The sequence below is a fragment of the Xylanibacter brevis P6B11 genome, from assembly GCF_000621825.1.
Classification (GTDB): domain Bacteria; phylum Bacteroidota; class Bacteroidia; order Bacteroidales; family Bacteroidaceae; genus Prevotella; species Prevotella brevis.
In genome coordinates this window covers 295308-309520 of sequence record NZ_KK211352.1, presented here as the reverse complement: position 1 = coordinate 309520, position 14213 = coordinate 295308, and the positions used below count along the sequence as shown (strand labels likewise).

The following is a 14213-nucleotide window of genomic DNA, read 5'->3' as shown; positions in this document are numbered from 1 at the left end:
CCATCTGTTAGTAGTTATGAGGAGACGACTTCTTCTGTTCTCGTGCATCTTTAATCTCGCTGTTGCCTCAGCACAATCGCTGGACTCCGATTCGCTCCTGGTGACTCTGGGCACTGAGCTCCGCTACAACATGAGCCAGTTGCAACAGCAGCCCAACAATATTCCCTACTTCATGAGCTTGCGCCTGGTTGACGAGCAGAGCACCATCGTCCGCAGTAATCTCGGTGCTGCTACCGTCAATACCGCCCACAGCCGCATAATCACGCCACAGATTCGTCTGGGCGACGAGGCGCTCGACAACTTCAAATACCAGAATCAGGGCTCGGGCGATAATCAGCGCAATGGCCAAGGCATCAACATTCCCGTCAACGGTGCCGTCATCCCCTCTATGCGCCAGGCCATTTGGCAGGAGGTGTTGCGCCGCTATCAGATTGCTGTCAATAATTATAACGCGGCCAAGGCCAAGGCCTTCACAAGTTCGGAAGACGAGGACAAGGCACCTTGCTTTTCTAAGGCGCCAGTTGAACAGTACTATGAGCAACCTCTGCCTGCCAGGGCAACCAAGATTGACGTAGCGAAATGGAAGGAGCGCCTGAACGAAATCACGCGTGTCCTTCGGTCGTATCCTGACATTGACGCGGGGACAGCCGAACTGACCTTCCAGGTCATCCGCACCTACTTCACCAACTCTGAGGGTAGCCGTGTTGTGCAAAACCGCAAAGCGGCTCGTATCATCGTGCAGGCTTCGGTGAAGGCTTTCGACGGCATGTCTTGTCCGTTGCACAAGGACTACTTTGCTTACGAGCTGGACAACATGCCTTCGCAACAGCAGATGATCAGTGATGCTAAGGACATGATAGAACGCCTGAAGGCGCTGAAGAACGCACCTGTTGCCGACCCCTACACCGGCCCGGCTATCCTGTCAGGTCCAGCCAGCGGTGTTTTCTTTCACGAGATATTTGGTCACCGACTCGAAGGCCATCGCTTGAAAAAGGGAGGACAAACATTCAAGAAGATGGTTGGCGAACTGGTTCTGCCCTCGACATTCAATGTTTACTGCAACCCCACGCTGAAGGAATACAAGGGTGCCGCACTCAACGGTCACTACTTGTATGACGACGAAGGCGTGCGCGCCCGTCGTGTCGATTGCGTGACCAATGGCGTCCTGACCAGCTTCCTGATGAGCCGTGTTCCGCTTGATGGCTTCCCCGAGAGTAATGGTCACGGTCGCACCACAGGTGGCAATGACCCAGTGTCGCGCCAGTCTAACCTGATTGTCGAAACGACCAAGTCGTACACCGAAGATCAGCTCCGTTCAATGCTCATCGCCGAGGCAAAGAAGCAGGGCAAGGCTTATGGCTACTTCTTCAGGAGTGTCACCAGCGGCTACACGCTGACTGGCGAGGGCGGCAGTCTGAACTCGTTTAATGTCACACCACTCGAGGTTTACCGCGTGTTCACAGATGGACGCCCCGATGAACTTGTACGTGGTGTGGATATGATTGGCACACCATTATCGATGTTCTCCAACATCACGGCTGCCGGCAACGAGAGCAGCACCTTCACGGGCATGTGTGGCGCCGAGTCTGGTTGGGTGCCTGTATCTGCCACTTCTCCCATGATCTATGTTTCTAAAATCGAGACGCAGCGACGCATGGAGAACCTGCAGAAGCCCGAAATCCTGCCTGCACCAGAGGTCAAAGAGCTGAACGGCAGTAGGGAGGAGGATGTCATCTTCCAGGCCATGAGCGACGAGATGGACCGCACCAGCCGCTTGTCTTATCCGGGTTACCCGACGCCATTCCTCGTCAGCTACAACATCAGTCGTAACCATAGTGCGTATATACGGTCGGTGTTGGGCGGCAATCTGCAGGAGACCTATCAGCCGGCTACCACGACGGGTAGCATGAATCTCTCGATGGGCAACAGTATGCTCATTGGCGACATGAAGCCCGGTCAGGTGGTCTCCATCGACTTCACTGATCAGGTCGATTACAACAACATCCGCCACGGGTTCTGGTCAGCGTCTGACTATCTGTACAAGTACGGACTGAACGGTCTCTCGCAGAAGATGACATTTCGTGCTAACAACCCCCAGTCGGAAGAGGAAAAGGCCATCCCCGACATACTGGTCATGAAACCGACAGAGATTATCGAGCCATCCGTCACCGACACCATCAACTATAGCAAGATGAAACAGGTGGCCATGCGTCTTTCTGCCATCTTCAGCGACTATCCTGATATCTACAACTCAAGTGTCAGCCTGTATGCCCGCAACAGTTCCCTGTATAGGCTTACATCGGAAAATATCAAGATAAAGAGCAATCATGGCTTTGCCGAGATCGACGTCGTGGCCAGCATCCGTACCCTTGATGGCAACGAGTATCATGACAACCTGCAGAAGTTGGTATGCTCGGATGCAGAACTCGAGTCACCGGCACTGATGGCAGAGGTTCGCAACTTTGCCGAACACCTCATGCAGATACGCCAGTCAAAGGCTGTCAACGACTATTATAGTGGTCCGGTAATGATTGAAGGCACGGCCATCTGTAACGTCATAAACGCCAGGATTCTTCCATTGCTGACGGCTAAACGTACGCTGGAAGAGGGTAGCAGCTTGTCCAGCTTGCTCGTAGGTAAGCGTATCCTGGATCCTCACTTGTCCATCAGGCAGTACACAAACATGCCTATCTACAAGTCGGTCAAACTGCTTGGCAACTACACATACGACTTCGATGGCGTCAGACCGGCCAAGGAGCTGACACTGCTAGAGGGTGGCTTCGTGCGTCAACTGCTCAACGGACGCTACCCAGCCCTCAACAGTCTGTCGTCCACTGGCAACAACCGCTTTATGAATGCCTCACAGACGGTAGGCTCTACTGTTGTCCCTGGCATACTGAAGGTCTCGGTGGACAATGCCAAACCATTTGCTAAGCTGAAGGGACTGCTTTGCAAGACAGCCAAGAACCAGGGACTGCAGACGGCCTTTATCATCCGTCAGCCTGCGGGATGCAACCCTTGCCTCTATCGTGTCAACGTGGCTACTGGCGAGGAGGAGCTGGTTCGTTCCGACCAGTTGCCTGATGTTCAGAAGAGCGATCTGCTGCACATCCTTGCTGCTTCTAAAGAGGAGAATGTCACCAACACCATTATCAATGGTGTCGGCACGTCGTTCATCACGCCTGCGGGCATAATCATAGAGAACATGGAGTTCTATATGAAAAAGCCTAAGCAAGACATGCCTTTCCCCGTACAGATGCCTCGATAAAACATATTCCTATAAAAATTACTAACGCGCCCCCGAAAGCCTCTTCTGACTTCCGGGGGCTTTTTCTTTTAAAAGACACAATAACCTTATTATAAGACATAATCTTCGCCAACAGGGTATCCGTGTGCTTCGCTTTAGCAATCAGCAGGTGTTTACATCCATGCAAGGTGTCTTGGCTGAGATTTTGCGCGCAGCCAATGGAGATACTGACCCCACCCCCGCCCCCTCCCCTACATGGGAGGGGAGCGCTACGGAGTCCTTGGATTTTCAACCGCATAGTACGAAAGATTCCTTTTTGGGGGTATGTTCTATGAATTGCATATATCATCCGCTGAACTCCCCTCCCATGTAGGGGAGGGGTCGGGGTGGGGTCAGTAACTAAACAATATTCCGCAGATTTCTACGCAGCCACTCCCCTCCTTTCCGCTCGAGCTCTGCTCGCTTGCTACCGAAGGGACGCAAGAAGAGGAGGGGCAGGGGTGGGGTCTGTATCTCCATTGACAGTTAGAACAATACTGACCCCACCCCCGCCCCCTCCCCTACATGGGAGGGGAGGGCTACGGAGTCCTTGGATTTTCAACCGCATAGTACGAAAGAGTCTTTTATAGGGTATGTTCTATAAATTGCATATATCATCCGCTGAACTCCCCTCCCATGTAGGGGAGGGGCAGGGGTGGGGTCAGTAACACTTTTGGTTTGTGGAAGTGAAATAAAAGTTTTACTCTTTTTTGCCAAAATCCTTGCAAAAAATCTCAAAAAGGTGTATATTTGCATCATAAAAAATCTCAAAAAGGTGTAAAACCTAATAGAGTAAAAATCTCAAAAAGGTGTAAATTGCACTATTATGAAGCGAAAAATTTATCAGCAACTCCTTGAATGGAAGGAGGAAAGACATGGAGAAGTGGCACTACTCGTGGAGGGTGCGCGACGTATTGGAAAGAGCTATATTGTAGAGGAGTTTGCCAAAAACGAGTACGAGTCATACATCCTCATTGACTTCAATAAGGCTCCCCAGATGGTCAGAGACTGGTTCGACCTCTATCTTGAAGATCTTGACACGCTGTTTCTCTATTTAAGTCAGCATTACAAAGTGAAGCTCCATGAGCGCAAGTCGCTCATCATTCTGGATGAGGTTCAGTTATGCCCAAGAGCAAGAGCAGCCATCAAGTTTCTTGTAGCTGATGGTAGATATGACTATATTGAGACAGGTTCGTTGGTCAGCATTAAGAAAAACATGCAGGGGATTGTGCTTCCATCGGAAGAACGCCCAATACAGATGTATCCGATGGATTTTGAGGAGTTTCTTTGGGCTACAGGTAATGACATGTTAATGGACTTGATACGGAAGATGTATACAGAACAGAAGCCAATGGGACAGGCTTTCCATCGACAGGCTATGGATGCTTTCCGTCTCTATATGATAGTGGGAGGGATGCCGCAAGCCGTCAAGAAGTATGTTGAGACCAAGGACTTTGATGCTGTGGATGCTGCCAAGCGTGACGTACTGGCCATTTATCGAAATGATATTTTTAATTATGCTGATGACATGGCCGAAAAGGTGGTATCTATCTTTGATCAGATACCTTCTCAGCTCTCCAAACACGAAAAAAAGTTCCGTTTGTCTGCTCTGATACCAGGTGCAAAATATCGCGATTGGGACGACGCTTTTTTCTGGTTGAAGGATGCGCGCGTGGTTAACATCTGCTACAATTCGACAGAACCTAACATTGGACTAAAGATGAACGAAGACCGTACGACATTGAAGTGTTATATGAACGATACGGGCTTGTTGATTAGTCATGCCTTCGATGAAAAGGGTATCGTCTCTTCAGAGATATACCAGAAACTTCTTTTTGGAAAGTTGGAGGTTAATGAGGGAATGCTCATTGAGAATGTCGTATCCCAGATGTTGATGGCCAGCGGAAACAAGCTTTTTTTCTATAGCAAGTCGTCGGAGACTGCCGAGGATCGTATGGAAATCGACTTTCTACTCCCAAAAGATAAGGTGACCAGTCGCCATAATATTCGCCCGATAGAAGTCAAGAGCGGCAAGAATTACACACTTTCCTCTCTGAAAAAAAGCATGAAGAAGTTTGGTGAATACATAACCACTCCCACTGTGCTTCACACAGCTGACTACAAGGTGGAGGAAGGAATCACCTATCTTCCTGTTTATATGACGCCCTTGTTGTAAGCATAAAAAGATGCAAACCATCTGATACTCCATATTCGTCTTCCAACAGTCTAACTCAGAATAAAAACCAAACAAAAAGAATGATGATAAGACGATGAAAAAGTTTGTGGCTCAATGATGGTGATGGATGCCGCGAAACGCTTTGTGGCGTGTGTTTCTGGTTAAAAAGTGAAAGTATATTCACGTTTTAAAAACTTTAACACAAAAGGTTTGCAGGATGTTGTCTTTCTTTTTACCTTTGCTGCCAATTATATATGTGCTGACTGAAGAGATGGCCCGGCCACATGGGTAAGGATGTGGTGAAGATGCAGAGACGTGGGCCATATAACCATAAACAATCGATAGTGCTGTTTCGGGGAAACTCCCCGTTGCAGTTAGCGCTATAAACTTTTACCAATAAAAAAACCAATGAAAAAGAACTTATTCTTGCTGCCCTGCATTGCAGCGTTTCTTGTTGTTGCTGTTTTTTCCGCATGTACACGTGGAAGTTTGCATACGTCATATGCAAGAAACCAGCTTGAGATTAATGATGACAGCGTGCGTTTTGACCTTCGCTGCGATTCAACTAAATATATAATAGACAGGGTCATCCCATTGTCTGTTCCAGAACGATTTTTGGGGCTGCAGTGTGAGAAAATGGAATATGTTGATGGCTATTTCTACTTGTTAGACAAGGAAGTGAATCATTCGGTTCTTGTGTTTGATAGTCTCGGAAATTTTGTTGCATCACTTGGTCGGAGAGGACATGCAAATAATGAGTACATAGAAAAGCCTTCCGATTTTTTTGTGGATTCCAAGCATAATAAAGTCGAGGTTTTCGAAAGAAGTAACCCTAGAGTCCATATCTTCTCCCGTTCTGGCAAGCAGGAGAATTACGTGAAGTTAAAGATGTGGCCTTATGCAATAGGAATTACAAGCGACAATAACATAATGGCTGCTTTTGACAACGAAGAAGCCGGGGGAGGCTTGCAGTTGGGTATATTCAACCATGATGAGGAACTTGTCAAGCCATTTTTTGAAATAGATTGTAATCATGAGTTTATTAACGACGAGATGTGTTTTGTTAGATCCGGAGATTATTTATACCACATTCCGAATCTCTCAGACTCTGTACTCATTTTCAAGTCAGACTCTCTGGTGGAAGTGAAGAAAATCTGTTTTAAATCTCCTTTTCTTACTAGCGACATCAAGAAAAAAGCGAATGTAGGCGACATTGAGGAATATATGCGATATGAAGGTATTAATGGAATTCGAAACTATTATGAAACTCCTAGATATATCAATCTGTCTTACTCAAAATCGATGTTAAACGTAAATTGTATTATAGACAAGAGGACAGGATCTCAGTATCAATTCCTGACCGTTCCGTTTAAAGGTTTTTTCCCTGCCCAAGCCTACACATTGAGTGGCTCAACATCATATTGGCTGATTACTAAAGAAGATGTCGATATGATAATGGATCTAGCCATAAACAAAAGCAGTTCAAAAAAAGAACAAGAGAAGGAATGGTCTGTTACTCCATCCGTGGTAAAGGACTTGTTGTGCAAGAAATACGGTCTTCCAGCTATTGTTCAGATAAGGTTTAAAGACTAAACTTATACTACGACTTCCAGGAACGAGAGCACAAGAAGCATTACTACATGCCAATGTGATCTCTAAAAAGCATTGAGATATGAAAATAGTAAAGGTAATAGTGTTTTGTGTCGTGTCATTGTTTGTTTGTGGTTGTGCAAAACAGAACAATTGTCGCACTTTTGACATGACAACTCATGATTTTGACAGGTGGGACCAGCTTGTCAGTGTAGAAAAATACATCGTACTAGAGGAAACCGATAATAGCCTGTTATCCGGTATTGATAAATGTGTGATTGGTGACAATGCGATATATGCGCTTTGCAGAAAGTTTGATAAGGTGTATAAGTTCTCTCTTGAAGGAAAATTTTTATCAACTGTTGGCGAAAAAGGCCGTGCGAAATCAGAATATCTTGGCATCAGTGATATCGCATACGACCAAAGCAGCGGTGATCTTGTGGTAGCAGATTCGCGTGGCCTTTTGTGGTATGATTCCTCTTTAAAGTTCAAGAAACGCATGGCCATGGATGATGTGGCGTTGTTTGATTTTAGTTCAGAGGGTGATATCCTATTTTATGGTCAAGACAGCAGATATAGTGTGACATGCTTAAAAAACGGGAAAATTGCTGGCGTTCGCGACAAGACAGGCTACGCGTTCTTTTCAGATGTCTTCTATCGTAATCAAGAAGAGACAATGGTGGTTTCAGACTATGGTCAATTCTTCATTGATAGATACAAGGATGGGAAGTTGTCTCGCATCTATGAGTTTGATATGGGCCAAGATGCGCTTCCCGAGAATATGAGACCTCAGTCAAGCCCGGAATTCGAGAAGGTTGACGATATGGAAGATTATTTCAAGTGTTTGCAGCGTGCATGTGAGACGAAGACATGGCTTTATACCGAATTCCGAGGCCCCCATCATTGCATTTACAAAGGTTATATAAACAAAAAGAGCGGACAGGTGTTCTTTGGCAAGGCTCCCTTCGATGAAGCTTATGGCATAGTAGGAACCTACCAAGATCAGTTTTATGCATTGCTATATCCCGAATATGTTGGCGAGAATTCATACATGAGGAAGTTTGTGGTTGATAATGGTCTGCAGGACGTACACAATCCAGTTGTCATATTTTTAAAACTCAATGAAAAACTATAATGAATGCTTGTCCAAGCAAACTTCGTTTAGATGCTTAAATTATGAAAGGTCGGATGTCCTTAAAGATATAATAAAATTTTAAAAAGAGTTGTTTTTATGAATAAATTGAATGAGGCACTTCTCTATTCGTTATGTGGTGTCATACTTTTTTTGTCTTATTCCTGTGGTAATAAGGAAAGACGAGATATTACAGCAGGTGCATTAAACACTTATATGGTCGGAGAGAGAAATGACAGCATAAAGGTCTCCGATATCTCTAAAGAAGCGACAGCTATTCCACTCGACTCAACAGTTTTCTTGGGACTGGTGCATAAGATGGTTAATAGCGGAGATTCTGTGTTCCTTCTTGGCGACCGTGGCGTGTATCTGTTTGATCTTCAAGACGGCAGACAGAAGAATTGTTATGAAAAGAAAGGTAGGAGCAGAAATGAGTATGCGAGAATCAAGGACTTTGATGTGGATTCTGTAAGTGGAAAGATATATCTTCTCTGTGATCCAGAGAAAATCATAGAGCTGACACCTGATTTCCAGTTCTCTCGTTCCATAGAAACTCAGGGCGATTATGAGCGTCTTGCAGTTGTTGACGGGCGCATATATCTCTATTCTTACTACCTGCACAAGTTGGACGTGTTGCAAGGCGACACGACGACATTGCTTATGGATATTCCCGAAACACGAGCTTGGGTGTATGGTGAATCCACCATTTTCCATAAGACGGACGCTGGTCTTCTGTTTACTCCCGAGCCTTTCTCAACAATCTTTGCTATCAATGGCAATGAAATAAAGAATCTTATCCATCTGTCATATCCCAACGAGCGTGAAACAATGGAAAGAATGACAAAGTCGAAATTAGAAAAAGAAGAGCTGTTTGAATATCCTTTCCCCAAAATCGCAAAGGTAGTGGTCACAGATAGCATCATGATGGTGACATATTCCTATGCTATTGCACCTCGGGTATGCTTAATAGACAGGAAAAATCACAGAGTGATTGCAGATGGGTGTCAGAACTATATTCTTCCTAAAGTTGGTGTCCATGGCTCGTTGATAGGCGAATTTATTTATTACCACGATGAAGATATGGGCGGATTTCTGGACAACGCAAACGTGAAATATACATTCGTTAGCCAGCCAGCAAAGGAAACCGATCAACACGTAATTCTTAAGTATAAGCCATTACCATGAAACAATCGATAGTGCTGTTTCGGGGAAACTCCCCGTTGCAGTTAGCGCTATAAACTTTTACCAAACACATATTTAACAATAGACAGTATGAAAGTATTGTATAATTTTGGAATTGCATTGCTCGCTTTAATGTTGATGTGTTGTGGCAGGGCAATTGATACCAACCAGACAGGTAGCGTCCTGTTTGTGGACGTTGATAGTTCAAAACCGGTAATTACCAATGATGAAGCAGGCTTGCTTGTTCCTGATGATGGAGACTTGTTATCTGTCAGTTGCAGTTCTGTAATTGGTGAAGTGGAGGACATGAAGTTTGATAAAGATAAAATCTTTTTGTTGGGCGACGATCGTGAGAAAATTCATGTTCTGAATAGTAAGGGCGTCTGCGAAAATGAGATTTCTCGTCTTGGCAAATCGTCTAAGGAATATATCGAGATAACCGATTTCTATGCAGCCAACGGCAGTGTGTACGTTTTGGATCTGTCGTCGCAGAAGGTCATTGAGTACGGTTATGATGGAACTTTCAAAGGTTCTACAAACATTGAGAGATATTGGGCAAATTACATCTTTGTTATCGATGACCATTTGTTCCTTGTCAATCAAGGAAGTGAAACGGAAGAGGGTAAAAAGGGCCTCTTTGAAATTACGAAAGACGGCACATTAGTTGCGTCATATCTCCCTTTTGAGAAAACCCCTGGTCTTGATTGTGATATTTGCTGTGCACCTTGTTCAGCAGATACGATGTTCTATGCCGATAGAGAGTCGAACACCATATACAAGGTGACGAAAGGTAAGTGTGAGCCTTTTATAACGCTCGATTTTGGCAAGTATAATCTTCCGGAGAAATATAAAGGGCTGGATGCCAGAGAACTGATGTTTAAAAGTGATGGAGACTATAAAAAGTATTCTCTCGGAATCGAGAAAATACAGGTCTCCGGCAATTTGTTGTTCGTTAGGTTTGATCTTGATCTAAACAGTTATCTTCTCGTTATCGATTACGTCAAGAAAGAGCAGGTCTTACTTTGTAGAGGTATTTCTGTAAAGAGTATGTATCAAATGGGGTTGATGTACTACTATATGAACGGAGATTATGTATATAACGTTTATGATGCAGAAGATTTTGTACAAATTGTCGAATACATGAAAGATTCTGAAACAACAATTGATAAATTGTATTGGCAGCAATTAAATAAGGCAGCAACAGAGAGACAATCGGATATTGGTAATCCTGTTATTGTAAAATATAAAATTAGCAATAAATAATATTCATATAAATATGCGTATATGAAACAAATATTCTTGTTGTTTACAGTTATAGCCGTCATTTCGTGTGCCGGTCGTGTTGACGATAATCTAGGTCCTCATGAGACGAGATATCTGACAATTGATCCTTCTAAAGAAAAATGGATGGATGTTTCAGAATACGACATCGTTGATGTGCTACCTCTTGATTTGCCTGAAAAATATCCTGCAATCGTAGTAAGGGATATACAGATTGCGAACGATCGGATATATATACTGGACCAACTGGCTAATAAAACGGTCCTTATGTTTGATACAAACGGGAAATTCATTTCTCAATTGGGTAGGGTAGGACATGCCAGAAACGAGTATGTTAAGGCACCAGAGTCGTTTAGTGTTGATGAAAAAACTGGCATTGCTTATTTGTATGATAGGGATTCGGACAAGATATTGAAATTTGACTCGGAAGGAAAATTTCTGGAGTCTATAGAATTTAAGAACTGTGTACCTGGCAGTTTTGCGGTTACAGGAAATGCTAACTTTCTGTGTTGTTCAGAGAGAGGAATGAATGACGAGGATGCTCAATTGGCGCTATATGATAAGGATGGCAGGCTGATAGAGTCATTTCTGGCTGCGCCATCAGTCAAAAAGTTGTCTTTGATGGGAAAGCCGATATATAAGGATGGCGACAGAATTTCATGTTATCCATTTCTCTCTGATTCAATAGTTGTTTTTAAGGGTGATGAATTAGACTATACGATAAAGATCGATTTTCAAGGTCAATTTACGCCTGAAGAGATAAGAAAAAAAAGCATGGAAGAAGGAGACTTTATGCCTCTTTACGAGCATAAAGGAGCGCAATTTATTGATCAGATTGAAGTGACCGATTCGCTTATCCATGTGGGATATGCTTACAATTTGACATATTCCCATTTCGTAAAGAATATGAGTAATGGAAAGACCTATAATACGACTCATGGTCCGTTGTTCCATGGCTATGTACCTATGAGTGAATTCTATGTGGCCAAGGATAAATTATTGTATTACATAGATGAGGAACATGTTAATGCGTTTAATCCGAATAAACCAGAAGTTAGGAATTCTTCCAAGCCTACAATGCTGGATATTATGGACAAAAAGTATAAATTCCCTTTGATAATGATGGTGAAGTTGAAGTGAAAAGTCAATGTTGTACAGTAAGTTAGGGAACGACAAGTTCGTTCCGTTAATAAATAACTAAAAAACAATGAAAATCAAAAGCAGGAAGAAAGCCATTGCGCTTTGCGCAGCCTTCGCCATCGCAGGTGTGGGCTTTAGTTCTTGTCAGAACAAGGAAGAAGTGACACGTGATGTTTTTAAACAGATTCATTTCGACCTGGAGTCATCTTGCCAGGTAAAACTTTTGTCTGAAATCTGTGATAGTGTTTCTCTTATTCAACTCGAAACAAATGATAAATCTGTGATTGGAATTGTGGACAAGTTGCTGGTAGATTCTTCCAATATCTACGTATTGAGTAGCAATCAACTGTTTGTCTATGATGTAAAGGGACATTATAAGTTTGTTATTTCACATTTGGGGCATGCCATCAACGAATACATAGAAATAAATGATTTTTGTATTTCGGAAAAAAGTATATTTTTGGCTGATTCACAATCTAAAAAGATATTGGTTTTCTCAAAAGATGGTGTTTATGAGAAAACAATTGAGACCACGATGTTCCCCGAACACATAGAATCTCTTAACAATCGCAAAATAGCGATTAGCGCCAATGGAGCGGAAGGTAAAAGACTCACATTGCTTGATGTTGAGGATGAGGATAGTCTACAGTCTTACTTCCAGTATGAAAGACGTTTTTCGAGTCCCATTCCGCAAGTGTTTATCCGTTCGAGTGATAACCAACTATACTACAAGCAACCATTTTCAAATGTTTATTTCCGCATTTTAGAGAATGGCGATATAGAAGAAGCCTATCTATTGGACTTCGGAAAGTATAATTTCAAGTTGTCAGACTTGGATGTTATGAATATTGGTGGCTGTCGTATCCTCTATGATACTAAGGGGAATGTAAATATCCTACGCTTCAATGAGAGCAGTAACATGTATGAGGTAGAAATTGAGTGTAACCGAATATCGGAAGAAGGACAATTCATTATGTTGGCTAGTAAAGACTCTGAACGGACGTTTATGATAAACAGTGATAGCTATAAGGACGATCTTACTTATGCTGATTACAGAATAGTGCCAGACTTTTCTTTATTATACAATGATAATTTTTGGGGCGTAATTTATCCAGCGTCATGGCGTCAGAGTTTTGCTGAGATTAAAGACAAACCGCATAGTATTCAATATGAGAATATAGCAAAAATAATTAGCAAGATTTCTGACGAGCAAAATCCAATCATATGTGTATATCATGTAAAACCAACTCTATGATAAATTATGTAAAGATTATAGTGACTCTGCTGTTTGTGGCATTTGCATCCTTGTGTTATATTTCGTGCTCTCAGTCTATGTTTAACGCACTTGGTGACTATAAAAGGGAGGTCGTAAGACTCAAGCCAGATGCAGATAATGAAGGGTTAAGACAGAATCAGTACACCGTAGACTCTGTTTGCGAATTATCGTTGCCGAGTGGGATGGAGCTGCATGAAGCCACAAAGATTGTTGTTAAGAACGGCAGAATCTATGTCATGGACTCGGAATTTGATAAGACGATATATGTTTTTGATACTTCAGGTAAGTTCTTGTTTCGAGCAGGCGAAAGGGGAAGAGCAAAGAACGAGTATATAGACGGACCTGCAGACTTTTTCGTCGATGACCATCGTTGTCTTCACGTTTTCGATGGTAACGCATATAAGATAATTATCTTTAATGATTCTGGTACTACCGATAAGGTTGTTGATGTTGCGTATCTCCATCCGGAAGATTTTGGAATGCTGTCGAATAAGGAATACATGTTCGACTTTAATATTAATAAAAATGAAAGCAACTCTGTCTTGGTGAAGTGTGATAAATATAATTATGTAGAACGGGAGCTGCTGCAGCGTGAAGACGTCTATACTTATGTTGCCTCACAGCAAACGTTTTATGCTAACGGTGATAGATTGTCCCATATACCGTTGTTGTCAGACTCGGTGCTGGTGTTTAAAGGTGATAGCCTTGAGAAAGTTGTAAAGTTCGATTTTAATGGCAGGTTCATTATGGACGAAGAACCCACTCTTGTTGTCGGCAAACATACCCCTAAGGAGATAAGTGCATATAAAGGGGTGAGAGGACTCGATTACTATCAAGAAACAGAAAACCTGGTTCTTTTAAGATATACGTATCAATCTGTCTGTACTTATTGGCTGTATAACAAAAAAAGTAAGAAAAGCATCACAAGTACTGCCTTGATAGATGGCTTCAGCGGTCTTTATAATTTCTTTGTGAATGAAAACCAAATTATTTCACTTGTGTTCGATACTGGTGAACCTTTTAGCAAAGAAATGTATGATTACGGTTATAACAGAGTGCCTGAGCAACTGCAGAGAATATACGATGGAAAGACAAAACTCCCGGCAGTAATCTTCTTTAGCGTAAAATGACATATCAAGTATACTTGTGC

The 14213-nt window shown here is 43.0% G+C and carries 10 protein-coding genes; all 10 read left to right on the top strand.

Annotated features, from left to right (window positions below):
- The first annotated feature begins 16 nt into the window (after window positions 1-16).
- The 10 genes from T496_RS14500 (at window position 17) to T496_RS0110865 (ending at window position 14193) form a co-directional block, all read left to right on the top strand.
- Entirely contained in the window at window positions 17-3268 is a 3252-nt protein-coding gene (locus tag T496_RS14500; protein ID WP_081783633.1) for a metallopeptidase TldD-related protein, read from the top strand.
- Window positions 3269-3356: 88 nt separating this feature from the next.
- Window positions 3357-3620: a DUF559 domain-containing protein gene (locus tag T496_RS15385; protein WP_155808888.1), complete on the top strand. Its 264-nt coding sequence runs from the start codon at window positions 3357-3359 to the stop codon at window positions 3618-3620.
- Window positions 3621-4112: 492 nt separating this feature from the next.
- On the top strand, window positions 4113-5462 hold the full coding sequence (locus T496_RS0110900; protein ID WP_197018956.1) for an ATP-binding protein: 1350 nt from the start codon (window positions 4113-4115) through the stop codon (window positions 5460-5462).
- Window positions 5463-5870: 408 nt separating this feature from the next.
- On the top strand, window positions 5871-7055 hold the full coding sequence (locus tag T496_RS0110895; RefSeq protein WP_027450786.1) for a 6-bladed beta-propeller: 1185 nt from the start codon (window positions 5871-5873) through the stop codon (window positions 7053-7055).
- A 79-nt stretch (window positions 7056-7134) separates the two neighbouring features.
- On the top strand, window positions 7135-8187 hold the full coding sequence (locus T496_RS0110890; protein WP_081783632.1) for a 6-bladed beta-propeller: 1053 nt from the start codon (window positions 7135-7137) through the stop codon (window positions 8185-8187).
- A 96-nt stretch (window positions 8188-8283) separates the two neighbouring features.
- Complete coding sequence (locus T496_RS0110885) at window positions 8284-9369, top strand: 6-bladed beta-propeller (protein ID WP_027450784.1); 1086 nt, start codon at window positions 8284-8286, stop codon at window positions 9367-9369.
- Window positions 9370-9456: 87 nt separating this feature from the next.
- A complete protein-coding gene (locus T496_RS0110880) occupies window positions 9457-10629 on the top strand; it encodes a 6-bladed beta-propeller (protein ID WP_027450783.1) in 1173 nt (390 codons plus the stop codon).
- 21 nt (window positions 10630-10650) lie between these two features.
- Window positions 10651-11787, top strand: coding sequence for a 6-bladed beta-propeller (locus tag T496_RS0110875; protein WP_027450782.1), 1137 nt, complete (start codon window positions 10651-10653; stop codon window positions 11785-11787).
- Window positions 11788-11854: 67 nt separating this feature from the next.
- On the top strand, window positions 11855-13042 hold the full coding sequence (locus T496_RS0110870; protein WP_027450781.1) for a 6-bladed beta-propeller: 1188 nt from the start codon (window positions 11855-11857) through the stop codon (window positions 13040-13042).
- A gap of 77 nt (window positions 13043-13119) precedes the next feature.
- The gene (locus T496_RS0110865) at window positions 13120-14193 is read left to right on the top strand and encodes a 6-bladed beta-propeller (protein ID WP_027450780.1); all 1074 of its coding nucleotides are present in this window, start codon (window positions 13120-13122) and stop codon (window positions 14191-14193) included.
- Window positions 14194-14213: the final 20 nt, after the last annotated feature.